Source organism: Bradyrhizobium acaciae, from assembly GCF_020889785.1.
In the GTDB taxonomy this organism is placed as follows: Bacteria; Pseudomonadota; Alphaproteobacteria; order Rhizobiales; family Xanthobacteraceae; genus Bradyrhizobium; species Bradyrhizobium acaciae.
The window spans coordinates 1-23486 of record NZ_JACMYK010000114.1; the positions used below are offsets into that span (position 1 = coordinate 1).

The window sequence follows — 23486 nt, forward strand, 5'->3', positions numbered from 1 at the left end:
CTGGCGGATCGTCAGGCGGCCGACCGCGTGCCAGCCGAAGAAGCGGTTCACCCGTTCCAGGATGACATCGGAGGAGTGCTGGATCTCCAGCGCCATCGGCCCTTCGACCCGCAGCACCAAGGTCGCGGGCTCCTGCGGCTGCCCCTCCACCGGGCGCGGCCACTGCATCTTCATGGGCTCGCAATAGGCCGCGATCCGGTCGCCGGCGATCTCGGTCCAGCGCGTTACCAGTTCACGCGCGGCAAAGCCCTGCTTGGCGTAGGCGTCGGTGAAGACGTCGCTGAGCAGGATCGACAGGGGCTTTGCGCTGATCGGGCCGGGTCTGGACATGGGAGGGGTTATAGCATCCTGCGGTAGGGAACGCTCCGGCCGTCATGCCCGGGCTTGTCCCGGTCATCACGCCTGGACGAACAGTACAAAGAAAGACGTGGATGCCCGGGTCAAGCCCGGGCATGACGTGGAGGGATTGGATCAGTGACCTTAAGGTAGGCCCATGAGCTCCCGCGCGGCCGCCAAAACCAAACCGACCGACCACCAGACCGCCCGTCCGGCGCGGCTGCTCGCCTGGTACGACCGGCATCGCCGGACGCTGCCATGGCGCGCGGCAGCAGGCGAGCGGGCTGATCCGTATCGGGTGTGGCTGTCGGAGATCATGCTGCAGCAAACCACGGTGCGGGCGGTCGGGCCGTATTTCGAGAAATTCATGTCGCGCTGGCCCGACGTGACCGCGCTCGGCCGCGCCTCGCTCGACGACGTGCTCCGGATGTGGGCCGGGCTCGGCTATTATTCGCGCGCGCGCAATTTGCACGCCTGTGCGGTTGCGGTGATGGACGACCATGGCGGGGTGTTTCCGGACACCGAGGACGGCCTGCGCGGGCTGCCCGGCATCGGGGCGTACACGGCGGCTGCGATCGCCGCCATCGCCTTCGACCGCCGCACCATGCCGGTCGACGGCAATATCGAGCGCGTGGTCACTAGGCTTTATGCCATCGAGGAGGCGCTGCCGCAGGCCAAGCCGCTGATCAAGGAGATGGCCGCGACGTTGCTCGGCCCATCTCGGGCCGGCGACGAGAAGTCTCGCGCCGGCGACAGTGCGCAAGCCTTGATGGACCTCGGCGCCACCATCTGCACGCCGAAGAAGCCGGCCTGCGCATTGTGTCCGCTGAATGACGATTGCACAGGCCGCATCCGCGGCGACCAGGAGACGTTCCCGCGCAAGGCGCCGAAGAAGAGCGGCGCGCTGCGTCGTGGCGCGGCCTTCGTGGTGACGCGCGGCGGCGAGCTATTGGTGCGCTCGCGCCCGGAAAAGGGTCTGCTCGGCGGCATGACCGAGGTGCCGGGATCGCAATGGCTCGCCGGGCAAGAGGATGCCGCGGCGCTGGCGCAGGCGCCGGAACTCAAGGGCGTCACGCGCTGGCACCGCAAGACTGGCGTCGTCACCCACGTGTTCACGCACTTTCCGCTCGAGCTCGTCGTCTATACGGCCAGTGTTCCGTCACGAACCCGCGCGCCCGACGGCATGCGCTGGGTGCCGGTGGCGACGCTCGACGGCGAGGCGTTTCCGAACGTGATGCGCAAGGTCATCACGCACGGGCTCGACCTCTGAAGGATGACCTGCTGACACCATGCTGGCAGCAGCGCCCGGCTATCACCTCCGGCACAACGGAGGTCGCCATGATTGCAACCGCGCTCGACAACATCCCGAGACCGCCCTGCGCAAACCTGCTCGGCTGGCATCTTGTCGATGCACGCCCGCAGGAGGGCTGGATCAAGATCGTCTTCGACGGCAAGCAGGACTTCTGCAATCCGGCCGGCTTCGTCCAGGGCGGCATGCTGTCTTCGATGCTCGACGACACGATGGGGCCGGCGGTGTTCGTGATGACCGAGGGCAGGCTTTTCACCACGACCATCACGATGACCGTGAATTTCCTTGCGCCTGCCAAGCCCGGACCGATCATCGGCGAGGCGACCGTCACGCAACTCGGCAAGACCATCGCCTTCGTCGAGGGGCGGCTGACCTCGGCCGAGGGTACGCTGCTCGCGACGGCGACGAGCAGCATCCGGTTGGTGGAAGCGGCACGGGCGCTGCGGTAGGGATTGCTCGCGCGACAGCCAGTCCTTGCGGCGCAATTGCGCCGCTGGGCGAGCCTCGAAGGGTCGACGGCCACTGGCCGGGCCGTGCACCCTTCGAGACGCCGCTGCGCGGCTCCTCAGGGTGACAGAATAGAAAGCGGCTTGAAGCTGCGCAGCACTTATGCGCCCGCCCGCTGCACGATCGGCGGCTTGGCGTTCAGCCCCTCGACCTGGAAACCGGCGACGCGCTTGTAGTTGGCGGCGATGTCTTCCAGCTCCTGCTGCGACAACACCTCGGTGACGACGCCGAAGCCGTTGGGTGCGCGCTCCTCCACCAGCTGCATCACTTGCTCGGGGCCGTTGCGGCGGTTCAGCATGACAAGATCAGTCGTCGCCGGCCGGCGCTCGGCTTCATAGGCCACGAGCGCCGCCTGCGTCGGGCCATGCGCCAGGATCTCGCGCGTCAGCGTGCGCGCATCCAGAATCGCCTGCGAGGCGCCGTTGGAGCCGATCGGGTACATCGGGTGCGCGGCGTCGCCCATCAGCGTGACGCGGCCGAAGGTCCATTGCGCGATCGGGTCGCGATCGACCAACGGATATTCGTAGGCATGCGGGCAGTTCCCAATCAGCCCGGGCACGTCGAGCCAGTCGAAATTCCAGCTCTCGAACCACGGCAGGAACTCATCGAGTTTTGCGGTGCGGTTATAGTCCTCGCGGCGCCACTGATAGGTCGGCGGCATGTGCCGTTCGGCGACCCAGTTGATGTCGAACTTGCCGTCGGGGCCGGCCTCTTTCGAGATCGGGTAACAGACGAATTTCAGGATCTCATGGCCGGCCATGATCATGGTGCGGCCGGTGAGGAAGGCGTTCGCCCGCGTGATGCCGCGCCACAGGATGCGGCCGTTCCAGATCGGCGGCCCCTCCTGCGGATAGAGTTTTTCGCGCACCGCCGAATGGATGCCGTCGGCGGCGATCAGCACCGTACCTTCGTAGCTGCCGGCGAGCTTGCCGGTGGCGCGGTCGATGAACTCGGCGCGCACGCCATCCTGCGTTTCGGTCCAGCCGGTGAGGTGATGGCTGGTCAGGATGTTCGCGGCGCCCAGCCGTTCGGTGGCGGCATCGAGCAATAGCTGCTGCAGCCGGCCGCGATGGATCGAGAATTGCGGCCATTTATAGCCGGCCTCGAGCCCACGCGGCTCGCGCCAGATCGGCTTGCCGTGCTTGGAGAAATAAGCGAGCTCGCTGGTGCGCACCGCCGTCGCGTCGAGCACATCGTGCAGGCCGAGCTCGATCAATTCGCGCACCGCATGCGGCAGCACGTTGATGCCGACGCCGAGCGGCCTGAGCTCAGGCACGCTTTCGAACACGCGGCAGGGCACGCCGATCTGGTGCAGGCTGAGCGCCAGCGTCAGCCCGCCAATTCCGCCACCTGCAATGAGCACCGTCATGAAAAGCCCTCTCGATTGGCCTTGGTCATCGCACGGCGGCCCTGCTGTGGGCAACCGCGAAACCTTGCGAGATTGGGTGGGGATGGACGGCCCACGGCAGCAACGCTAACGTCCGACGCATCCCATAAAAAGCCTGGGCCGGGTTCGCAACGAACCGACAAGGCCCGCAGAGGACATCGACATGCTCAAGCTCTACACCGCCCCCGGCACCTGTGCGCTCGCCTCTCACATCGCCCTGGCCGAAGCCGGCGCGCCCTACGCGGTCGAGCGGCTCGACTTCAAGAACAACCAGCAGAACAGCCCGGAATATCTCAAGATCAACCCGAAAGGCCGGGTGCCGACGCTGGTGACCGACCGCGGCGTGCTGACCGAGACCCCGGCGATGCTGGCCTACATCGCGCAGAGCTTCCCGCAGGCGAACCTCGCGCCGCTCGATGACGCCTTCGAGTTCGCCAAACTGCAGGCCTTCAATTCCTATCTCTGCTCGACGGTGCATGTCTGCCACGCCCACAAGATGCGCGGCGCGCGCTGGGCGACGCAGGAGACGTCGTTCGCCGACATGAAGTCGATGGTCCCGAAGACCATGGGCGCCTGTTTCAACCTGATCGAGCGCGACATGCTCAAGGGGCCGTGGGTGATGGGCGACAGCTACACGGTGGGCGACGCCTATCTCTACACGCTGACCCTCTGGCTCGACGGCGACGGCGTCGACATCGCGACCCTGCCCAAGGTGAAGGCCCATCGCGCCGCGATGGACAGCCGCCCGGCGGTGCAGAAGGTGCTGGCGGAGCAGAAGGCGTAGGCGCCAAAAACAAAACTCGGTGTTGCAAAAGTTCGATGTCGTCCCGGCCAAGCGAAGCGCGAGCCGGGACCCACAACCCCAAATCGCAGTTATTGTGCCACGCTGGGGCCGCTGCCGTCCTCATCACAAGTAGCGGTGGTTATGGGTCCCTGCTTTCGCAGGGACGACTGTTGGATGGAGCCGGGCTACACTTTCCCCGTCTCCAGCTCCCGTCCCGTCTCCAGCATCAGCCGGCGCAGCCAGATCGAGCCGGGGTCCATCTGCGCCCGCGTCGGATAGAACATATGCTGTTCGTCGATCCCGGGATCGAGCGGCGGCGTCACGATCACCAGCGACAATTGTTTCGCCAGCGCCGAGATCAGCCGGCGCGGCACGAAGGCGACGAGGTCGGTGCGTGCGGTGACGTGCAGCGCCTCGATATAGCCCGGCACGACCAGCGCGATCCGCCGCTCGATGCCCTTGGCGCGCAGCCAGGTGTCGATCAGATCCTCGTTGTGGCCGCGGATGATCACGGCGACATGCCGCGCGGCGAGGAACGCGTCGCGCTTCTTCAGCTTCGCTCCCACAGGGTGGCCACGCCGCACCGCGAGCGCATCGATGTCCGTGTAGAGCCGCTGGCGGTGAAAGCCCTTGAAGGAATTGCCGATCGAGATCACGAGATCGATGGTGCGGCCGAAGTCCGGCGTGAAGATCGTGGAGCTCCGCCACGGCACCACGTCGATGGTGACGTGGGGCGCGAGCCGCGTCACCTTCTCCATCAGCGGCGGCATCAGCAGCTCGACCGCCAGGTCTGGCATCATCAGGCGGAAATGCCGCTCGCTGCGCGCGGCGTCGAAATCGTCGGACACGAACAGCGTGCGCACCTGGTCGAGCGCCTGTGCCAACGGCGAGCGCAGCGCCTGCGCCCGCGGCGTCAGCTCCATTCGGGCGCCGTTGCGCACCAAAAGCGGGTCGCCGATCAGGTCGCGCAGCCGCTGCAGCGCGTGGCTGGTCGCCGGCTGCGACAGATTGAGCCGCAGCGCGGCGCGGCTGACGCTGCCGTCGCGCAGCAGTGCGTCGAGCGCGACCAGCAGATTGAGGTCAAGCGAATTCAAATTCATCAGGTGAATATATATCATATCACCTATCGATTGGAAGAATACGGATCCAGGCCGCAGGATTGGAAGGCAGGGCGATCTCACGCGAAGCGGAACAGCGTCTCGCGTGCGGAACGCTTCACGTCAAAGCCAACCCATCGCAAGGAGACGCGCCATGAGCGCAGCCGACAACAAGAAACTGGTGCAGGAGATGTTCGTGATCGCGGGTAGTCCCGATCCCGCGGTGCGCGAGAAATCGCTGTTCATGGCAACGCTTGTCGATGACGCGACCTGGACCGTGACCGGGCAATATTCCTGGTCGCGCACCTTCACCGGCAAGCAATCGATCATGAACGATTTGCACGGCCATGTCCGCTCAAGGCTGGTCGAGCGCGGTCGCACCGTCGCCCATCGCATCATCGCCGACGGCGACATCGTCGTGGTCGAGGCCAAGGGCAACAACCTCACCAAGCAAGGTCAGCGCTATGACAACGACTATTGCCTGGTGTTCCGCTTCGACGGCGGCAGGATCAAGGAGGTGAGGGAATATTGCGACTCGGTTCTGACCGAGAAGGCCCTCGGTCCGTTTCCGGCCGGCGAGGTTCGTGCGGCGGGTTGAAGCACTGATTGCCGCAGTCGCCGCGGCGCCGGTCTGGTTCGGGGAATGGCGCGAGGACCGGCGCTCGTGGCGGCAGCTCGCCGCCATGAGCGAACGCGAGTTGCAGGACATCGGCGTCTGCCGCGCAGATATCTGCCATCGTCGCAGTGACGACGGGCGCAGGTCGTACTGGCCGCCTTAACAAGAATTCTTGTCATTCCGGGACGCGCGCCGGTGCGAACCTCAGATGCGCAATCGCGGATCGGGGAATCTCGAGATGATGGAAAAGGATTCCGGGTTCACGCGCGTTGCGCGTGCCCCGGAATGACGACGTGCGTCAGGCCACCTTGGCCTTGAGATGGCCGAACATGATGTCGCGCGCCGCGTCATCCATCTCGGCCTTGAAGGTGTGCTTGTCCTTCAGCGCGATCGCCCGCGCCGCCGCCGGCCGCGCCGAGATCTCGTCGACCAGCCGCTTCACGTTCGGATATTTCGCGTAACCTTCCTCGCCGAGGATGAACGGCGCCATCCGCGCCCAGCCCCAGAACGCCATGTCGACGATCGTGTAGCTGTCGCCGACCATGTAGCGCTGTTTCGCCAGGTGGTCGTCGAGGATCTTGTAGTGGCGATGCGCTTCGTACTGGTAGCGGTTGTTGGCGTAATCGAGGTCCTTCGGCGCGAAATGCTTGAAGTGCACCGCCTGGCCGGAATACGGGCCGAGGCCGGTTGCGATGAACATCAGCCAGGACAGCGTTGCGGCGCGGTTGGCCGGGGTGTTGGCGGGCAGGAACTTGCCGTTCTCCTCGGCGAGGTAAAGCAGGATGGCATTGCTGTCGAACACCAGCACGCCGTCATCGTCGATCGCCGGCACCTTGCCGTTCGGATTCACCTTCAGGAATTCCGGCGCGAACTGCTCGCCCTTGCGGGTGTCGACCGGGATCGCCTCGAACGGCAGTCCGGATTCTTCCAGGAAAAGTGCGACCTTGTTCGGGTTCGGCGCGCCATTGAAATAGAATTTGATCATGAAGGGACTCCCTTGGTTCTTGTGACCGGCGAGATCGGGACGCGACGGGGAAGGCCGCGGACGAACCCCTCATGCACAAATTTTGCTGCGCTGCGCAAGCGGCGAGTTTGTGAATCAGGGTCGCGTGGCGCGCTGGTCAGCCGACCCAGAAGAAGCCCAGGATACCCGCGACCACCAGCGCAATTCCCGCGGCATCCAGCACGGCGGCGGAGCGGGTCGCCGCATGCAGGTGTGAGACCTGCGTCGCGCGCTCTGAGCCACGGGCAAAACCGTGGACGATGACCTCTTCATTGAACTCGCCATGCGCCTCGAGGGCGAGCGTCAGTCCCACGCAGACGAGCAGGATGCCGAAAATGATCAGGCCGAAGAATCCGAGCAGGCCGATCAGCAGCATCGGAAACATGCCGAGCAGGAAGATCGGCAGCAGCGGCACCAGCAGCAATGTCTCGGATTGTCTTCGCATCGGGCGACCAATCGAAACGGCGAGTGACGCGGTCAATGTAGGCCCGCCGCCACGGCGCAACAAGGTGGCCCACGTTCAAGACGATGTCATCGTTCTTCACTCGTCATTCCGGGTTCGCCGCCTTGCGGCGCCCTCAGATGCGCAATTGCGCATCGGGGAATGACGAGGGAGGTGAGTTCAGGGCTGCTCAGCCCACCGCCATCTCGGAGCGGATCTCGGCGCGCAGCTCGTCGATCAGCCGCAGGCCGTTCTTGGTCTCGACGTGCCAGAAGGTCCAGCCGTTGCAGGCGCCGGAGCCTTGGGCCACCGCGCCGATGCGGTGGATCGAGCCGACCTTGTCGCCGAGCATGATGGCGCCGTCGGCGCGCACCAATGCGCCGTGGCGTTTCTTGGCATCGACCAGTTTGGCGCCGGGCATGATCATGCCGCGCTCGATCAGTTCGGAGAACGCGACCCGAGGCGCCTCGCGGGCGGTCATGAACGGGGCCAGCGTCTCGGCCGGCAGCGGCTCGATCGCGGCGATGCGGGCTTCGGCGGCAGCGGCATAGGTTCGGTCGCGCTCGAAGCCGATATAGTTGCGGCCGAGGCGCTTGGCGACCGCGCCTGTCGTTCCGGTGCCGTTGAACGGATCGATCACGAGATCGCCGGGCTTCGACGACGACAGCAGCACGCGGGCGAGCAGCTGTTCGGGCTTCTGCGTCGGGTGGACCTTCTTGCCGTCGTCGCCCTTGAGGCGTTCCTCGCCGGTGCACAGCGGGATCAGCCAGTCGGAGCGCGCCTGCACGTCCTCATTGGATGCCTTCAGGGCTTCGTAATTGAAAGTGTAGCCCTTGGCCTTCTCGTCGCGCGCGGCCCAGATCATGGTCTCGTGCGCGTTGGTGAAGCGGCGGCCGCGGAAGTTCGGCATCGGGTTCGACTTGCGCCACACGATGTCGTTCAGGAGCCAGAAGCCGAGGTCCTGCATGATCGCGCCGACGCGGAAGATATTGTGATAGGAGCCGATCACCCACAGCGTTGCCGACGGCTTCATCACGCGGCGGCAGGCGAGCAGCCAGGCGCGGGTGAAATCGTCATAGGCAGCGAACGACGAGAACTTGTCCCAGTCGTCGTTGACGGCATCGACGTGCGATTCGTCGGGGCGCTTGAGATCGCCCTTGAGCTGCAGATTGTAGGGAGGGTCCGCGAAGACCAGGTCGACCGAGCCGGCCTGAAGCTTCGACAACTCGGCCACGCAATCGCCAATGACGATGTGGCTCGACGGGGCACTCTCAAATTTAGTGCGGGGCGCCCTTGCAGACGCCCCGCGACGCGACACTACCATGACTCAAGAACTCTGACTCAGGCGACGCTGTCGGCGACGCGGGACTAAACAACCGACTGGGGCCACATTGACCCGGCAAAGTAAAAATCGACTTAATTGGAAATCTTCATGCAAAAGATTGCAGCGTCTTTTGCGCGGCATGACGCATTGTGGTTCGCGTTGTGCTGCAACATCAGCGCGTTCGGCGAAAAAATTTGCGGATCATCAAACCGGCACGATTCGACCGGTAAATTCGCCGTCGCGCGCGGCCGTTCGCACTGCAAGGGATGCGCGTCTTCCGGACTAGGCAATTTTTGCCGGGCAGGATATTGATTAACAGAATGGAAATTTTAAGTTGGTGTGTCCCGCATTGGGTCGCCGACTGGAATGAAGGGAAGCCGCCATGCGCTATGATGATTTCCGTCGCAGCGACGACATCGAAGACCGTCGCGACGACAGCGGAGGCGGCGGCGGTGGTGGCGGCTTCGGGATTCCGATGGGCGGCGGTGGCGGGCTCGGCATCGGCACGGTCATCGTGCTCGGCCTGCTCGGCTACGCCTTCGGCATCGACCCGCGCATCCTGATCGGCGGCGCCGAGATTCTCACCGGCGGCGGCCAGGCGCCGAGCTACCAGACCGATCGGCAGTCGTCGGGCGGGCAGGCCAAGCGCGGCGCGCCGACCGACGAGATGGGCAGCATGATCTCGGGCATCCTCGGCGAGATCGACGATCGCTGGAGCGAGATTTTCCAGGCGAGCGGCCAGAGCTACACCGGTCCGAAAATCGTGCTGTTCCGCAACGCCACCAACGGCGGCCGCTGCGGCATGGCGCAGTCGGCGATGGGGCCGTTCTACTGCCCGCCGGACAAGACCATCTTCCTCGACACCGGATTCTTCCGCGAGGTCGAGACGCGCTTCCGCGGTTGCTCGGGCAATGCCTGCAAGTTCACCGCGGCCTACATCATTGCGCATGAGGCGGGCCACCATATCCAGAACCTGCTCGGCATCATCCCGCGCGTGAACCGGCTGCAGCAGCAGGCCGGAAGCAAGGCCGAGGCCAACGCGCTGCAGGTCAAGGTCGAGCTGCAGGCCGATTGCCTCTCCGGCGTCTGGGTCAACCGCGAGGAGAAGAAGCGGCCGGGCTTCCTCGAGGCTGGCGACATCGACGCCGCACTGACCACCGCGAATGCGATCGGCGACGACACGCTGCAGCGGCAGGCGACGGGCAGGGTGGTGCCGGACTCATTTACCCACGGCTCCGCCGCGCAGCGCAAGCAATGGTTCATGACCGGCTACCAGCAGGGCACCGTGCAGGCCTGCAACACGTTCGGCGGCGGGTAGGGGGCAGCTGCTTTCGGTGGCACGACATATATGTTGTCCGCTGCCGGTGGCGTCATCCTGAGGTGCTCGCCTCTTCGGCGAGCCTCGAAGGATGACGGAGCCCGCGGCCCATCCTTCGAGGCGCGCTTCGCGCGCACCTCAGGATGACGTCGGTGGGTGGGAGAGAGGTGCGAACAATATGTCTTCAATCGACGAATCCAAAACCTTCGTCCCGCTCAACATCGCGGTGCTGACGATTTCCGACACCCGCTCGCTGGCGGACGACAAATCGGGCACTACGCTCGCCGATCGTCTCACCGCGGCAGGCCACAAGCTGGCGGCGCGCGAGATCGTTACCGACGATGTCGAGGCGATCCGTGCCGTGATTCGTCGCTGGATCGCGGATCCGGGCGTCGACGCCGTGATCACCACGGGCGGCACCGGCTTCACCGGCCGCGACGTGACGCCGGAGGCGGTCGAGCCGCTGTTCGAGAAGCGCATGGACGGCTTTTCGATCGCCTTCCACATGCTGAGCCACGCCAAGATCGGGGCGTCGACGATCCAGAGCCGCGCCACCGCGGGTGTTGCGGGCGCGACCTTCATCTTCTGCCTGCCCGGGTCGCCCGGCGCCTGCCGCGACGGCTGGGACGGCATCCTCGCTGCGCAACTCGACTACCGCACGCGGCCCTGCAATTTCGTCGAGATCATGCCGCGGCTCGACGAGCACCTGCGCCGCCTGAAGGCAAAAGGGGCGAGCGCGTAGCTGCTACGTCGCTCCACCGTTATTCCCCGATGCGCAATCGCGCATCTGAGGGCTCGCGCTGCGCGCCCCCGGAATGACGAAAATGGAGGGGGTAACGCCTTAAAGCTCCAGCTCCCAGGTCTCGCCGACCAGGTCGACGCCAAAGCTGTGGTGCTTCTCTTCCTTCACCCGCTGGAAGCCGGCGCGGGCGTAGATGCCGCGCGCAGCGACCAGGATGCTCTGGGTCCACAGTGTCATCTTCGTGTAGCCCATCTCGCGCGCGGAGCGGATGCACTGTTCGACCAGGGCGCGGCCGACGCCGAGCCCGCGCGCCTTCTCCCCCACCGCCAGCAGTCGCAGCTTGGCGACCCCATCGCCGCCGTTGACGAGGAAGATCGATCCGACCGGCTCGCCGTCGATCTCCGCGATCCAGCAATGTTCGCAGGCCGGATCGAACGATCGCAGAAACTGCGCGCAGATCTCGGCCACCAACGCCTCGTAGCTGATGTCCCAGCCATACTCCTCCGCGTAGACGCGCCCTTGTTGCGAGATCACCCAGCCCATGTCGCCGACGCGATGGCTGCGCAACAGGAAGCCGACCGGTTTTTTCGCCGGCCGCTCCAGCGACTGCTCGATCGTGCCCATCGCGCGCACCACGGCGGCGCGACGGTCGCTGTCCATCTGCTTCAGCAGCGCGCCGACCTCGTCGCGCGAGCGACTGTCGAGATCCGCGGCCGCAGTGCGGCCCTTGGCGGTGAGGGCCACCTCATTGACGCGCTTGTCGGCCTTCGACGGCTTGCGGCTCACGATCTGGCGGCGCTGCAGTGTCGCCAGCGTGCGGCTGACGAAGCCGGCATCGAGGTCGAGATCGCGCACCAGATCGGTCGCGGTGCAATTTTCGCGATGCGCGAGCTCGTAGATGATCCGCGCCTCCTGCAGCGTGAATGTCGAGTGCAGCAGCTTCGGCTCGATGATGCCGAGCTTGCGGGTGTAGAACCGGCTGAAGCCGCGGACCGCGGCAACCTGGCCCTCGAGGGCCGCATCATGGGAATTTGATTTCATCAAGCATATTATTTGACGGAATCAAATAATATGCAAGACCGAAGCGTTCCTGTTTTCGTCATGGTCGGGCTCGTCGCGGCCATCCACGTCTTTCCGGCGTGATGGAAGCAAAGACGTGGATGCCCGGCACAAGGCCGGGCATGACGGCGCTTGGCGAACCCTATTTCATCGATTGCTTCGGAGGCAGGACTTCACGCGACCATGATCCGGCTGCGCAGCATGGTGCGAGAGGAGCGGCCGAGCCGGCGCAGCAGGCGCGCTTCGGAACGGCGCGCGTCCGGCCGGTAGCCGCCGATCCGCTCGTAGTGGTCGCGCGCGATCAGGAGGCCCTGTTCGGCCGAGGGGCCGGTGATCATGCGGGCGACGAATTTGAGGCCGTCGCGCAGGCCGGGATCGGAATAGGGCGCGCGGGCGTAGCGGAAGATGCCGGCGCGGTCCTTGCCGCTTGCCGCCACCATCTGGATGAACTGGGTGGTCTCCTCGATCCAGCCGGCATCGAGCACCGCGCCCGGATGCAGGAACATCAGCCAGGGCGACCGCGCCTGCCGTGCGCCCGCCGCGAGCGCCGCGGCGCGCGTGCCCTCGAACCGCAGGAACCCGCAGCCGGCAACGTCGGCCACGCGCTCCATGATGTCGGTATTGGTGCGGTCGACCAGCAGCACCTCGCGGATCACGCCGGCGGCCGCGCCCGGGACCAGCGCCGCCAATGTCGCGACCGCGGTGCGCTCGACCCCGTCGGTTGGAATGATCACGCTCAGCATGATTTGAGGCTTCGATGGCTCGAACGGTTCAGGAAACTCCGGCCGTGTTATCACCTTGTCATATTCAAAGCAGCCTGTTCGCCTGCAGAATTTTGTAGCAAGGTTCTGTGGAATTTCTCCGCTCATGTTCTTGATTTGTTCTCGTGCTGTGTTAGCTTCGGAACATGAGCCGAGCATCCTCTCATGCCCTCAAGCACCCGCCGGTAACGGCGCCCTCCGATAACCCGGCGGGTGCACCCACCCCTTTCCCCGAGCTTGCGGTCGCGATCGAGCGCGAGCGGCGGCGGGGCCGCGGCGCGCAGTCCAACGCCAGCGGCCGCTACGAGGCCGAGGCGCGGGTTGCCTTCGACGATGGCTGGCAGAGCCTTGAAGACCTGCCGCCGTTTTCGACCAGCGTGGCGCTCGACACCTCGCGCAAGGTCATCACCCGAAACGATTCGCCGGACATCGGCTTCGATCGTTCGATCAATCCCTATCGCGGCTGCGAGCATGGCTGCGTCTATTGCTTCGCGCGGCCGACCCACGCCTATCTCGGCCTGTCGCCGGGATTGGACTTCGAATCGAAGCTGTTCGCCAAGCCGGACGCGCCCGCGCTGCTCGAGAAGGAGCTGGCTGCGCCCGACTATGAAGCGCGGATGATTGCGATCGGCACCAACACCGATCCCTATCAGCCGATCGAGCGCGAACGGAAAATCATGCGCGGCATTCTCGAGGTGCTGGAGCGCGCCGGCCATCCGGTCGGCATCGTCACCAAGTCGGCGCTGGTGACCCGCGACATCGATATCCTGGCGCGGATGGCCAAGCGCAATCTCGCCAAGGTCGCGCTCTCGGTGACGACGCTCGACCCGAAGCTCGCCCGCACCATGGAGCCGCGCGCCTCGACCCCGCCGAAACGGCTCGAGGCGATCAAGCGGCTCGCGGATGCAGGCATCCCGACCACGGTGATGGTCGCGCCCGTGATCCCGGCGCTGAACGATTCCGAGATCGAGCGCATCCTCGATGCCGCCGTGCATGCCGGCGCCAGGGAGGCGAGCTACGTGCTGCTGCGGCTGCCGCTCGAGGTCCGCGATCTCTTTCGCGAATGGCTGATGGCCAACTATCCGGACCGCTACCGCCACGTCTTCACGCTGATCCGCGACATGCGCGGCGGCCGTGATTACGACTCGCAATGGGGCACGCGGATGAAGGGCACCGGCCCGATGGCCTGGATGATCGGCCGCCGCTTCGAGATCGCCTGCGAAAAGCTCGGCCTCAACAAGCGGCGCACCAAGCTGACCACCGATCACTTCGCCAAGCCGAAGCGCAGCGGGCAGCAGCTCAGTCTGTTCTGAGGCTAAGGACGTCATTGCGAGGAGCGGAGCGACGAAGCAATCCATGCTTCGGCATATGCGGTACGATGGATTGCTTCGCTTCGCTCGCAATGACGGGAAAGGTAAAATATGAGTAACGCCCCGACCGCACGCTTCACCGTCCTCACGCTCGGCGTCGGCGACATGCGCGCCAGCATCGCCTTCTACGAGTCTCTCGGATTCACCAGAAAGATGCGCGCGACCGGTCAGGAGGTCGCCTTCTTCGAGACCGGCGGCACTGTGCTCGGGCTGTTCCCGTGGCATCTGCTCGCCGCTGACGCCGGGCTGCCCGATCAGCCGCGGCCTTCAGCATTCCGCGGTGTCGCGATCGCCTGGAACTGCAACGACGATGCGGAGGTCGATCGCGTGATGGCGTTCGCGCTGTCGAAGGGCGCGACATTGCTGAAGCCGGCCCAGCCGACGAGCTATGGCGGTTACTGCGGTTATTTCGGCGATCCGGACGGTCACGCCTGGGAAGTGGTGCGCGCGCCGGGTTTTGAGGTTCTCGTTAGCGGGCGGGTGTCGATCCCGGATTAGAGAGATGGATTGAATAGCGGGGAAGGGAAGCGGGTTCCCGGTTGCGCCGGGGGCCTTGCTTGATCACGATCGCCGCATGATTCGGGATAAGTCCAAAAGCGCATCAAAGAGCGTGTCGAGGAAGAAGTCGGCAGAACCGGCCGTGCCGGCCAAGCGCGTCATCGCCGTGACTCGGCCAAGCTTCCGGCGCGAGCGCGCGCTGATCAAGCGCGGCGTCTGGCCGGTCGCCGGCTGCGACGAGGCCGGGCGCGGCCCGCTGGCAGGCCCGGTGGTTGCCGCCGCTGTGGTGCTGGATCCGAATCGCGTTCCCAAGGGGCTCGACGACTCGAAGCGGCTGACCGCCGAGCGCCGCGAGGAACTGTTCGAGGAGATTTGCGCCACCGCCGCGTTCTCGGTCGCGGTGGCCTCGCCGGCGCGTATCGATCGCGACAATATCCTGCGTGCCTCGCTGTGGGCGCTGGCGCGCGCGGTGCATGCGCTGCCGGAGATGCCGAAGCACGTCTTCGTCGACGGCCGCGACAAGCTCGCGACGCCCTGCGACTGCGACGCCGTGATCGGCGGCGACGGCATCGTCGCCTCGATCGCCGCGGCCTCGATCATCGCCAAGGTGACGCGCGACCGCCTGATGTGCGCGCTGGCGCTGGATTGCCCCGGCTACGGTTTCGAGCAGCACAAGGGCTATGGTGTCCCCGAGCACCTCGAGGCGCTGGACCGGCTCGGTCCGAGCACCCATCACCGCAGCTTCTTCGCGCCCGTGGTGGCCGCGCGGCTGAAGCATTTCCCGGCTCCCGACGAGCCCGACCTGTTCGTGGTGGACACGGAGAGCGAAACGGCCGCGTCGGCTGCGGCGTAGTTCGCGAAGGCGCCCGCCCGTTCACCACTGTCATCGCCCGGTTCGACCGGGCGATCCAGTATTCCAGAGCCAGCGGTTTTCGATCGAGAAGCCGCGGCGTACTGGATGCCCCGCCTTCGCGGGGCATGACACCTGTATTTGACTTTGCACCGTGAGCTCATCCGACGCCGGTTGCCTCCACCGCCGCCGCCGTTTATCAAAACCCTCGGGATCAGTCTGTGCCGCAGGATGCGCGCGGCTGGGGCATTTCAGGCGTTTCATGCGGTTTACCTCCCTGGTTGTCGAACTGATCCGCGCCCGGCCGCGCCTCGTGGTCTGGGTCGTGGTGCTGGTGCAGGCCGCGATCTGGCTGTTGCTGCCGCTGATTTTCTACGGCAGCCCGCCCGGCAACCTCGCCACCATCCTTGCCTTCGGCCGCGAGTATCAGGTCGGCACCGACATGGGGCCGCCGCTGGCGTTCTGGCTTTCCGACATTGCGTTCCGTGCCGCCGGCAATCACGTGTTCGGCGTCTATCTCCTGGCGCAGGTCTGCGAGATCGTCACCTTCATCGCGTTCTACCAGCTGGCGCGCGCCATCGTCGGTGGCCCGCAGGGCGTGCTGGCGGTCTTGCTGTCGATGACGGTCGTGGTGTTCTCCTCGCCGAGCGTCGAGTTCGGCCCGCTGATCCTGGCGCGTCCGCTGTGGGCGCTGCTGCTGCTGCATTCCTGGCAATTGATCGGGCAGAACCGGCGCAGCGCCTGGTTCGCCTGGTCGATCGATTGCGGCTTGCTGCTGCTGACCACGCCGGCGGCGATCGGCATGATCCTGCTCGTGGTCGGCTTTGCGGTCGCAACCGAGCGCGGGCGGCGTACGCTGCGCGCGGTCGATCCGCTCTATGCGCTGCTGGTCATCATCGTGCTGGCGCTGCCCTATCTGATCTGGCTCATCCGCGCCGGCGTGCTGGCGCTGCCGGCCTTGCCTGCGCTCGCCGATCTCAAGGCGCGCGCGCTGCGCTGGGGCGTCGTGCTCGGCGGGCTGATCGTGGCGACGGCCGCGATCGCGCTGCTGGCGATCCTCAATTCGCGCTGGTTCGCCCGCGATAACGAGGACGCGCCGATCATCTACCGTCCGCCGGTCAGCCCGCTGGCGCAGCAATTCGTTTATTTCTTCGCGTTTGCGCCTGCGATCGTGAGCAGCTTCGTCTCCGGCCTGTTCGATCTCGACCGCACCTTCGGCGGCGCCGGCGTGGCGCTGTTGATGTCGGGGCTTGCCGTCGTCGTCGCGACCGGCGATCTGATCCCGCTCCGGCGGCAGCGGCTGTTGCGCTCGGTCTGGGCCTTCGCGGTCGCGGCACCCGCCGCGCTCGCGCTGGCCGCGGCGCTGTTCCTGCCCTGGACCAGCACCACCGAGGTGCCGACCTCACTGCCGGCGGCCGCAATGGGGCGCTTCTTCGACGACAGCTATGAGCGCCGCACCAATCAGCGCCTGCGTGCCGTGGCCGGCGATCCCGAGCTCGCCAGCCTGATCGCGATGAACGGGCGCCGTCCGCATCTCTTGCTCGACGCCGCGCCGCAACGGACGCCCTGGCTGTCGGTCACGAAGTTCAACGAGACCGGCGGCGTCGTGGTCTGGCGCGCGCAGGACACCGCCGGCACGCCGCCGCCCGAACTCGCGCAACGTTTCCCTGGCCTGGTGCCGGAAGTGCCGCGCTCGTTCGATCGGCTGGTCAATGGACGGCAGCCGGTGCTGCGGATCGGCTGGGCGATCGTGCGGCCGAAGGGGTAATGATCTGTAGGATGGGTAGAGCGCAGCGAAACCCATCGATTTATACCCGCGCGCGAATGATGGGTTTCGCTGCGCTCTACCCATCCTACGAAGTTACGAAGCAAGCACCTTCGCGATCGCGCGCAGATCCTGCCACGACAGCCGCTTGTAGGACGGCGAACGCAACAGATAGGCCGGGTGGAAGGTGGCGACTGCACGGATCGTGCGCGTGCCGGTGTCGTAGTCGACCCATTTGCCGCGCGTGCGCATGATGCCCTCGCGCGTGCCGAGCAGCGCCTGGGTCGAGGGATTGCCGAGCGTCACCAGCACGTCGGGATTCACCAGCTCGATATGGCGCTGGATGAAGGGCAGGCACACCTGCGTCTCCTGCGGCGTCGGCGTGCGGTTGCCCGGCGGCCGCCACGGGATCACGTTGGCGATATAGGCCTTGCTGCGGTCGAGCCCGATCGCCGCGATCATGCGGTCGAGCAGCTTGCCGGAGCGGCCGACGAAGGGCAGGCCCTCGATGTCCTCTTCACGGCCCGGCGCCTCGCCGACGAACATCACGCGCGCCTGCGGATTGCCGTCGGCGAACACCAGCCTGGTCGCGGTGTGTTTCAGCGCGCAGCCGTCGAACGCCTCCATCAGCGCGCGCAAGGCTTCAAGCGTCGGTGCCGTCCGCGCAGCCTCGCGTGCGGAGGCGATCGCGGCTTCCGGCGCCACGGTGATTTCGCTGCGCGGAACTGAAGGCATCGGCGGGGGGCGCAGCGGATTGAGCGCAACCGGCGGCCGCGGCGCGGCGGGCGGGGGAACCGGTTCGGGTTCTTCCAACCGGTTGACCGGCACGTCGCCAAGCGCGCAATCGACCCCGGCCTCGAGGTAAAAGGCGAGCAATTGCTGCAGTGTAGGGGTGGGCTCGGGCGGCAGGGCCATCATGGGCGCAATCTAGAGCATCGACCGGAAAAGTGGAGGGCGGTTTTCGGAAAAGATTATTCTCTGCGGTATCCGGACGGTGCAAAGCCATCGAAGCGCAATTCCATGGTTGTCCTGCGGTCAAAAATCGGAAACAACGATTTTTGAAAAGCTTAGAAGCGTTCTCAATGGGCTGAGATCAAAGATCATGAGTGCTGAAGACCTTCCCCCGCGCGAGTCTATGGAATTCGACGTCGTCATCGTCGGCGCCGGCCCGTCGGGCCTGTCGGCTGCGATCCGGCTCAAGCAGCTCAATCCGGAGCTCTCGATCGTCGTGGTGGAGAAGGGCTCCGAGGTCGGCGCGCACATCCTGTCGGGTGCGGTGATCGATCCGTCGGGCCTCGACAAGCTGGTGCCCGACTGGCGCGAGGATGCCGACTGTCCGCTGAAGACGCAGGTCAAGCAGGATCGCTTCTACTGGGCCACGTCGCAAGGCTGGTTCCGCATCCCGAACTTCATCATGCCGCCGTTGATGCACAATCATCACAACTATATCGGCTCGCTCGGCAATGTCTGCCGCTGGCTGGCGCCGAAGGCGGAAGCGCTCGGCGTCGAGATCTATCCGGGCTTTGCCGCCACTGAGGTGCTCTATGATGACAAGGGCGCGGTTCGCGGCATCGCCACCGGCGACATGGGCATCGCCAAGGACGGCAGCCACAAGGATTCCTATACCCGCGGCATGGAGCTGCTCGGCAAGTACACGCTGTTCGCCGAGGGCGCGCGGGGCTCGCTGTCCAAGCAGCTGATCGCCAAGTTCAAGCTCGACGCCAACTCCGAGCCGCCGAAATTCGGCATCGGCCTGAAGGAAGTCTGGCAGATCGATCCGGCGAAGCACAAGAAGGGCTGGGTGCAGCACACGCTCGGATGGCCGCTGAACGACAAGACCGGCGGCGGCTCGTTCCTCTATCATTACGACGACAACCGCGTCGCGGTCGGCTTCGTCGTCCATCTGAACTACAACGATCCCTATCTGTCGCCGTTCGACGAATTCCAGCGGATGAAGACGCATCCCGATATCCGCGAGGTGTTCGAGGGCGGCAAGCGGCTGGCCTATGGCGCGCGCGCCATCACCGAGGGCGGCTACCAGTCGGTGCCGCGGCTGACCTTCCCGGGCGGTGCGCTGATCGGCTGCGCGGCGGGCTTCGTCAACGTGCCGCGCATCAAGGGCGTCCACAACGCGATGGGCTCCGGCATGCTCGCCGCCGAGCACGTCGCTGCCGCGCTCGGCGCCGGACGCGCCAATGACGAAGTCGTCGAATACGAAAATGCGTGGCGCTCGTCGGCGATCGGCAAGGACCTGTTCAAGGTCCGCAACGCCAAGCCGCTGCTGTCGAAGTTCGGCAATCTGCTCGGAATGGCGCTGTCCGGCTTCGACATGTGGTGCAACACGCTCGGCTTCTCGCTGTTCGGCACCCAGTCGCACGCCAAGCCGGACCGCAAGACGCTCGATCCATCCAAGCAGCATCAGCCGATCGCCTATCCGAAGCCGGACGGCAAGATCTCGTTCGACAAGCTGTCGTCGGTGTTCCTGTCCAACACCAACCACGAGGAGGACCAGCCGGTCCATCTCAAGGTCGCCGACATGAACCTGCAGAAGACCTCGGAGCACGACGTGTTCGCGGGTCCCTCCAACCGCTATTGCCCGGCCGGCGTCTATGAGTGGGTCGAGGAATCCGCAGGTCCGCGCTTCCAGATCAACGCCCAGAACTGCGTCCACTGCAAAACCTGCGATGTGAAGGATCCCAACGGCAACATCACCTGGGTCCCTCCGGAGGGCGGCGGCGGTCCGAACTACGAGGCGATGTAAGGCCAGGGTGAGGTCAAGGCGGCCGACCACATTTGCGTGAGGCCGCCGCCAACCTGTCGCACCCCTTGCGTGGCCTCTGTCATGTGGAAGCGGCGGGTCGCACCGTCGGATATATCTGGAGACGCGGAACAGGGGGCCGCGGCGTCAGTATCCGGCGCTTTTTGCGTCCGCGCGCGAATATGCCGGGCCCGGTCACGATACCGCCATAGTGGGAGCGTCTTGCGGTGGGGTGGCTGGATCGGCGGGCCTAAAGGCCTAATCTGCCAATTGATTCGTCACGGCTTGCCTTTGGGCGATCCTTGCGGATAACCGCCAAAAGCGGCATTGTCGCTCGCCGTGATGCCGCCGCTTGGGTTCGCATTTTGAGACTGATCGCAAGATCTTGGCCGTAAAATCCATCTTGGCGTAAATCCCTGGAGCAAGGCAACCGTGATGCTGTCCACCCGATTCCACCGCCTGACGATTGCCGTTCTCGCTGCCGCGGCGCTTGCCGTGCCTGCGCAGCTCGCGGCGCAAACGCCTGACCATCCGACCGACAATGCCGCGCAATTCCCGTCCAAGACCGACCTCAAGTCGCTGACCACGGCGGGGAGCTATCTCGCCGCCCGCCACGCCAGCGTCGAGCGCGATGCGTCCTCGGCTGCGGCGTTCTACCGCTCCGCGCTGCGCACCGACCCGAAGAATTCCGAGTTGCTCGACCGCGCCTTCATCTCCTCGCTCGCCGACGGCGACATCGAGGAGGCGGTCAAGCTCGCCGACCGCATCCTGACCCAGGACAAGGCCAACCGCGTTGCGCGCCTCGTCGTCGGCGTGCGCGACCTCAAGCTGAAGAAATATGCCGCCGCGCAGTCCAACATCAACCAGTCGGTGCGCGGCCCGATCACCGATTTGGTGGCGACGCTGCTGTCGGCCTGGGCGTCCTATGGCGCCGGCGACAGCAAGGGTGCGGTCGCCTCGATCGACAAGCTGACCGGCCCCGAGTGGTATCCGATCTTCAAGGACCTGCATGCCGGCATGATCTACGAGCTCGCCGGCAAGGAGAAGGACGCCGGCGCCCGCTTCGAGAAGGTCTACAAGCTCGACGATTCCATGCTGCGCACGGTCGACGAATATGCGCGCTGGACCTCGCGCAACAAGGACGCCGCCGCCGCGACCGCGATGTACGAGGCGTTCGACAAGAAACTGCCGCGTCATCCGCTGGTGCTGGAAGGCATCAAGGAGACCAAGGCCGGCAAGAAGCTGCCGCCGCTGATCGATTCACCGCAGGCCGGCGCCGCCGAGGCGCTGTACGGCATCGGCGCGACGCTGACCCGCCGCGGCGGCGAGGACCTCGCGCTGGTCTATCTGCAGCTCGCGCTCTATCTGCAGCCGAACCATCCGCTGGCGCTGCTGTCGCTCGCCGATCTCTATGAATCGGTGAAGAAGCCGCAGATGGCGATCAAGGTCTATGAGCGGATGCCGGCGTCCTCGCCGCTGAAGCGCAACGCCCAGATCCAGCTCGCGACCAATCTCGACGCCGCCGACCGCAGCGACGAGGCGATCAAGATCCTCAAGGAGGTCACTGCCGATCAGCCGAAGGACGTCGAGGCGATCCTGGCGCTCGGCAATATCGAGCGCGGCCGCAAGAAGTTCGGCGACTGCGCCACCACCTATTCGCAGGCGATCGATGCGCTGCCGGCCGGTAATGGCGACAAGAATGCCTGGGTCACCTATTACTACCGCGGCATCTGCGAGGAGCGTTCCAAGCAGTGGAACAAGGCCGAGGCGGACATGCGCAAGGCGCTCGAGCTGCAGCCCGAGCAGCCGCATGTGCTGAACTATCTCGGCTATTCCTGGATCGACCAGGGCATCAACCTCGACGAAGGCATGAAGATGATCAAGCGTGCCGTCGATCAGCGCCCTGACGACGGCTACATCGTCGACTCGCTCGGTTGGGCCTATTACCGCATCGGCAATTACGAGGAGGCGGTGAAGAACCTCGAGCGCGCGATTGACCTGAAGCCGGAAGATCCGACCATCAACGACCATCTCGGCGATGCCTATTGGCGCGTCGGCCGCACCCTGGAAGCCAAGTTCCAGTGGGCGCATGCCCGCGACCTCAAGCCCGAGCCGGAAGAGCTGCCGAAGATCCAGGCCAAGATCGACAACGGCTTGCCGGATGACACCTCCAACGCCGCCGCGGCCGACAAGAAGAAGGACGACGACGGCAAGGGCGGCTGATCCGGGCGGCGTCTAAGCCGCCGTCTTCGCGCTGAATTTCTGGAAAAGATCGTCATGCCCGGGCCTGCCCCGGGCATCCACGTCTTGTCCTGGCGCGCGAAGCAAGACGTGGATGGCCGGGACAAGCCCGGCCATGACGGGCGGTGTGCTTCCGGCGCATGGCCAAACCCGGAATTTCCATCCAAACAAAGGGATAGGATCGTGAGGCGATTTACGCTAATCGCTCACGATCATTGTTTTTTAGGGGTTTGTCGCCGTGCCGGCGCTGATTGAAGAAGGGCGTGCCAAGGTCAACCTGACGCTCAGGGTTGTCGGACGGCGCGTCGATGGATTTCACGACCTGGAGAGTGTCGTCGCATTTGCCGATTGCGCCGATCGTCTCACGCTGCAGCCGGGCCCCGAGCTGTCGCTTTCGATGACGGGACCGCTGGCGGACGCCTGCGGCGATACGTCGGACAATTTGGTGCTCAAGGCCGCGCGGCTGCTCGGCGAGCGCGTCGTGGACCTCGAGGTCGGCCACTTCACGCTGGAGAAGGTGCTGCCGGTTGCGGCCGGCATCGGCGGCGGCTCGGCCGATGCCGCAGCCGCGCTGCGGCTGTTGGCGCGGCTCAACGAGCTCGCGCTCGACGACAGCAGGATCATGGAGGTCGCGCTGCAGACCGGCGCCGACGTGCCGGTGTGCGTCGCCTCGCGCGCCTGCGACATGACCGGCGTCGGCGAAGGCCTGCTGCCGCTCGATTTGCCGAAAATGCCTGCCGTGCTGGTCAATCCGCGCGTGCCGGTTGCGACCAAGGACGTCTTCAACGCGCTCGGCCTGCGTCACGGCGAACTCCTGATCGGTGCCACCGATGTGATGATGCAGGCGTCGGACTGGCCGGACGCCGGCCGCGCGATCGACGACTGGATTGCGGCGCTGTCGCGCGGCACCAACGATCTCGAAGGCCCAGCGGTGCGTATCGAGCCCGTCATCAGCGATGTGTTGTCGGCGCTGCGTGCGACCACTGGCGTTCGCCTGGTGCGCATGTCGGGCTCCGGCGCCACCTGCTTTGCCGTGTTCGCCACCGACGCCGACGCCCAGGCCGCCGGCGAACAGCTCCGCGCCGCTCACCCCGGCTGGTGGGTGCATGCGGGCACGCTGAGCTGAGACTGCGCTGATCCTCGATCCGTCATTCCGGGGCTCGCCGCAGGCGAGAGCCGGAATCCATATGACTCGCGGAGCGAGTGACATACTCGGTGTCGTCCCTGCGAAAGCAGGGACCCATAACCACAAGCAGTCATTGTTGGGCGACGCCCGAACGACGAGTCCCATTCACAATATCCGCTGCGGAGTATGGGTG

The 23486-nt window shown here is 65.5% G+C and carries 23 protein-coding genes; 14 read left to right on the forward strand and 9 right to left on the reverse strand.

Going from position 1 to position 23486, the window contains the following annotated elements:
• Positions 1-330, reverse strand: a 330-nt coding sequence (locus H8A92_RS30455; protein ID WP_229199156.1) for a DUF721 domain-containing protein, incomplete at its 3' end; no start/stop codon positions are given.
• A gap of 163 nt (positions 331-493) precedes the next feature.
• Here H8A92_RS30455 and mutY point away from each other — a divergent pair.
• Positions 494-1606: an A/G-specific adenine glycosylase gene (gene mutY / locus H8A92_RS30460; RefSeq protein ID WP_229199157.1), complete on the forward strand. Its 1113-nt coding sequence runs from the start codon at positions 494-496 to the stop codon at positions 1604-1606.
• 68 nt (positions 1607-1674) lie between these two features.
• On the forward strand, positions 1675-2094 hold the full coding sequence (locus H8A92_RS30465) for a PaaI family thioesterase (protein ID WP_229199158.1): 420 nt from the start codon (positions 1675-1677) through the stop codon (positions 2092-2094).
• Positions 2095-2252: 158 nt separating this feature from the next.
• Here H8A92_RS30465 and H8A92_RS30470 read toward each other — a convergent pair whose 3' ends face one another.
• Positions 2253-3521, reverse strand: a complete 1269-nt coding sequence (locus tag H8A92_RS30470) for a flavin-dependent oxidoreductase (RefSeq protein ID WP_229199159.1) — start codon at positions 3519-3521, stop codon at positions 2253-2255.
• Between the two features lie 181 nt (positions 3522-3702).
• On the opposite strand from H8A92_RS30470, the gene H8A92_RS30475 reads away from it, so the two are divergent.
• Positions 3703-4323 (forward strand): glutathione S-transferase family protein, encoded by a 621-nt coding sequence (locus tag H8A92_RS30475; RefSeq protein ID WP_229199160.1) that lies wholly within the window; start codon positions 3703-3705, stop codon positions 4321-4323.
• Positions 4324-4508: 185 nt separating this feature from the next.
• Here the strand turns inward: H8A92_RS30475 and H8A92_RS30480 are convergent, their stop codons facing one another.
• On the reverse strand, positions 4509-5423 hold the full coding sequence (locus tag H8A92_RS30480; protein WP_229199161.1) for a LysR family transcriptional regulator: 915 nt from the start codon (positions 5421-5423) through the stop codon (positions 4509-4511).
• Between the two features lie 151 nt (positions 5424-5574).
• On the opposite strand from H8A92_RS30480, the gene H8A92_RS30485 reads away from it, so the two are divergent.
• Complete coding sequence (locus H8A92_RS30485) at positions 5575-6018, forward strand: nuclear transport factor 2 family protein (protein WP_229199162.1); 444 nt, start codon at positions 5575-5577, stop codon at positions 6016-6018.
• The gene (locus tag H8A92_RS30490) at positions 6005-6199 is read left to right on the forward strand and encodes a DUF1127 domain-containing protein (RefSeq protein ID WP_420831387.1); all 195 of its coding nucleotides are present in this window, start codon (positions 6005-6007) and stop codon (positions 6197-6199) included. Before H8A92_RS30485 ends, H8A92_RS30490 begins: the two co-directional genes overlap by 14 nt.
• Before the next feature lie 135 nt (positions 6200-6334).
• Here the strand turns inward: H8A92_RS30490 and H8A92_RS30495 are convergent, their stop codons facing one another.
• The 3 genes from H8A92_RS30495 to H8A92_RS30505 all read right to left on the reverse strand — a co-directional run bounded on the left by H8A92_RS30495 (position 6335) and on the right by H8A92_RS30505 (position 8805).
• The gene (locus H8A92_RS30495; protein WP_229199163.1) at positions 6335-7021 is read right to left on the reverse strand and encodes a glutathione S-transferase family protein; all 687 of its coding nucleotides are present in this window, start codon (positions 7019-7021) and stop codon (positions 6335-6337) included.
• 136 nt (positions 7022-7157) lie between these two features.
• On the reverse strand, positions 7158-7484 hold the full coding sequence (locus H8A92_RS30500) for a hypothetical protein (protein ID WP_229199164.1): 327 nt from the start codon (positions 7482-7484) through the stop codon (positions 7158-7160).
• Between the two features lie 187 nt (positions 7485-7671).
• The gene (locus H8A92_RS30505) at positions 7672-8805 is read right to left on the reverse strand and encodes a site-specific DNA-methyltransferase (protein ID WP_229199165.1); all 1134 of its coding nucleotides are present in this window, start codon (positions 8803-8805) and stop codon (positions 7672-7674) included.
• A gap of 382 nt (positions 8806-9187) precedes the next feature.
• Here H8A92_RS30505 and ypfJ point away from each other — a divergent pair, with 382 nt between their 5' ends.
• Together ypfJ and moaB are read left to right on the forward strand one after the other, a co-directional pair.
• Entirely contained in the window at positions 9188-10123 is a 936-nt protein-coding gene (gene ypfJ, locus H8A92_RS30510; RefSeq protein ID WP_229199166.1) for a KPN_02809 family neutral zinc metallopeptidase, read from the forward strand.
• A gap of 178 nt (positions 10124-10301) precedes the next feature.
• The gene (gene moaB, locus H8A92_RS30515) at positions 10302-10865 is read left to right on the forward strand and encodes a molybdenum cofactor biosynthesis protein B (protein WP_229199167.1); all 564 of its coding nucleotides are present in this window, start codon (positions 10302-10304) and stop codon (positions 10863-10865) included.
• Between the two features lie 99 nt (positions 10866-10964).
• Here the strand turns inward: moaB and H8A92_RS30520 are convergent, their stop codons facing one another.
• Together H8A92_RS30520 and H8A92_RS30525 are read right to left on the reverse strand one after the other, a co-directional pair.
• Positions 10965-11906 carry a bifunctional helix-turn-helix transcriptional regulator/GNAT family N-acetyltransferase gene (locus H8A92_RS30520; protein ID WP_229199168.1) on the reverse strand — a complete coding sequence of 314 codons (942 nt, stop codon included), beginning with the start codon at positions 11904-11906 and terminating at the stop codon, positions 10965-10967.
• 191 nt (positions 11907-12097) lie between these two features.
• Positions 12098-12667 (reverse strand): glycosyltransferase family protein, encoded by a 570-nt coding sequence (locus tag H8A92_RS30525; protein WP_163159198.1) that lies wholly within the window; start codon positions 12665-12667, stop codon positions 12098-12100.
• Positions 12668-12831: 164 nt separating this feature from the next.
• On the opposite strand from H8A92_RS30525, the gene H8A92_RS30530 reads away from it, so the two are divergent.
• The 4 genes from H8A92_RS30530 to H8A92_RS30545 all read left to right on the forward strand — a co-directional run bounded on the left by H8A92_RS30530 (position 12832) and on the right by H8A92_RS30545 (position 17171).
• Positions 12832-13998: a PA0069 family radical SAM protein gene (locus tag H8A92_RS30530; protein WP_229199169.1), complete on the forward strand. Its 1167-nt coding sequence runs from the start codon at positions 12832-12834 to the stop codon at positions 13996-13998.
• A gap of 108 nt (positions 13999-14106) precedes the next feature.
• Positions 14107-14553, forward strand: a complete 447-nt coding sequence (locus H8A92_RS30535; protein WP_229199170.1) for a VOC family protein — start codon at positions 14107-14109, stop codon at positions 14551-14553.
• 76 nt (positions 14554-14629) lie between these two features.
• Positions 14630-15406, forward strand: coding sequence for a ribonuclease HII (locus tag H8A92_RS30540; protein WP_229199171.1), 777 nt, complete (start codon positions 14630-14632; stop codon positions 15404-15406).
• Between the two features lie 259 nt (positions 15407-15665).
• Positions 15666-17171, forward strand: coding sequence for a glycosyltransferase family 39 protein (locus H8A92_RS30545; protein WP_229199172.1), 1506 nt, complete (start codon positions 15666-15668; stop codon positions 17169-17171).
• Positions 17172-17264: 93 nt separating this feature from the next.
• On the opposite strand, the gene H8A92_RS30550 is transcribed toward H8A92_RS30545, so the two are convergent.
• The gene (locus H8A92_RS30550; RefSeq protein WP_229199177.1) at positions 17265-18077 is read right to left on the reverse strand and encodes a uracil-DNA glycosylase; all 813 of its coding nucleotides are present in this window, start codon (positions 18075-18077) and stop codon (positions 17265-17267) included.
• 193 nt (positions 18078-18270) lie between these two features.
• Between H8A92_RS30550 and H8A92_RS30555 the strand changes: the two genes are divergently transcribed.
• The 3 genes from H8A92_RS30555 (at position 18271) to H8A92_RS30565 (ending at position 23293) form a co-directional block, all read left to right on the forward strand.
• Positions 18271-19929 (forward strand): electron transfer flavoprotein-ubiquinone oxidoreductase, encoded by a 1659-nt coding sequence (locus tag H8A92_RS30555; RefSeq protein WP_229199173.1) that lies wholly within the window; start codon positions 18271-18273, stop codon positions 19927-19929.
• Positions 19930-20361: 432 nt separating this feature from the next.
• Complete coding sequence (locus tag H8A92_RS30560) at positions 20362-22149, forward strand: tetratricopeptide repeat protein (RefSeq protein ID WP_229199174.1); 1788 nt, start codon at positions 20362-20364, stop codon at positions 22147-22149.
• 256 nt (positions 22150-22405) lie between these two features.
• Positions 22406-23293: a 4-(cytidine 5'-diphospho)-2-C-methyl-D-erythritol kinase gene (locus tag H8A92_RS30565; protein WP_229199175.1), complete on the forward strand. Its 888-nt coding sequence runs from the start codon at positions 22406-22408 to the stop codon at positions 23291-23293.
• The last annotated feature ends 193 nt before the right edge of the window (positions 23294-23486 follow it).

Excerpts from the sequence above, each read along its gene's own strand:
- mutY (WP_229199157.1), top strand. The coding sequence starts at position 494 with ATGAGCTCCCGCGCGGCCGCCAAAACCAAACCGACCGACCACCAGACC.
- H8A92_RS30465 (WP_229199158.1), top strand. The coding sequence starts at position 1,675 with ATGATTGCAACCGCGCTCGACAACATCCCGAGACCGCCCTGCGCAAAC.
- H8A92_RS30470 (WP_229199159.1), bottom strand. The coding sequence starts at position 3,521 with ATGACGGTGCTCATTGCAGGTGGCGGAATTGGCGGGCTGACGCTGGCG.
- H8A92_RS30475 (WP_229199160.1), top strand. The coding sequence starts at position 3,703 with ATGCTCAAGCTCTACACCGCCCCCGGCACCTGTGCGCTCGCCTCTCAC.
- H8A92_RS30480 (WP_229199161.1), bottom strand. The coding sequence starts at position 5,423 with ATGAATTTGAATTCGCTTGACCTCAATCTGCTGGTCGCGCTCGACGCA.
- H8A92_RS30485 (WP_229199162.1), top strand. The coding sequence starts at position 5,575 with ATGAGCGCAGCCGACAACAAGAAACTGGTGCAGGAGATGTTCGTGATC.
- H8A92_RS30495 (WP_229199163.1), bottom strand. The coding sequence starts at position 7,021 with ATGATCAAATTCTATTTCAATGGCGCGCCGAACCCGAACAAGGTCGCA.
- H8A92_RS30500 (WP_229199164.1), bottom strand. The coding sequence starts at position 7,484 with ATGCGAAGACAATCCGAGACATTGCTGCTGGTGCCGCTGCTGCCGATC.
- H8A92_RS30505 (WP_229199165.1), bottom strand. The coding sequence starts at position 8,805 with ATGGTAGTGTCGCGTCGCGGGGCGTCTGCAAGGGCGCCCCGCACTAAA.
- ypfJ (WP_229199166.1), top strand. The coding sequence starts at position 9,188 with ATGCGCTATGATGATTTCCGTCGCAGCGACGACATCGAAGACCGTCGC.
- moaB (WP_229199167.1), top strand. The coding sequence starts at position 10,302 with ATGTCTTCAATCGACGAATCCAAAACCTTCGTCCCGCTCAACATCGCG.
- H8A92_RS30520 (WP_229199168.1), bottom strand. The coding sequence starts at position 11,906 with ATGAAATCAAATTCCCATGATGCGGCCCTCGAGGGCCAGGTTGCCGCG.
- H8A92_RS30525 (WP_163159198.1), bottom strand. The coding sequence starts at position 12,667 with ATGCTGAGCGTGATCATTCCAACCGACGGGGTCGAGCGCACCGCGGTC.
- H8A92_RS30530 (WP_229199169.1), top strand. The coding sequence starts at position 12,832 with ATGAGCCGAGCATCCTCTCATGCCCTCAAGCACCCGCCGGTAACGGCG.
- H8A92_RS30535 (WP_229199170.1), top strand. The coding sequence starts at position 14,107 with ATGAGTAACGCCCCGACCGCACGCTTCACCGTCCTCACGCTCGGCGTC.
- H8A92_RS30540 (WP_229199171.1), top strand. The coding sequence starts at position 14,630 with ATGATTCGGGATAAGTCCAAAAGCGCATCAAAGAGCGTGTCGAGGAAG.
- H8A92_RS30545 (WP_229199172.1), top strand. The coding sequence starts at position 15,666 with ATGCGGTTTACCTCCCTGGTTGTCGAACTGATCCGCGCCCGGCCGCGC.
- H8A92_RS30555 (WP_229199173.1), top strand. The coding sequence starts at position 18,271 with ATGAGTGCTGAAGACCTTCCCCCGCGCGAGTCTATGGAATTCGACGTC.
- H8A92_RS30560 (WP_229199174.1), top strand. The coding sequence starts at position 20,362 with ATGCTGTCCACCCGATTCCACCGCCTGACGATTGCCGTTCTCGCTGCC.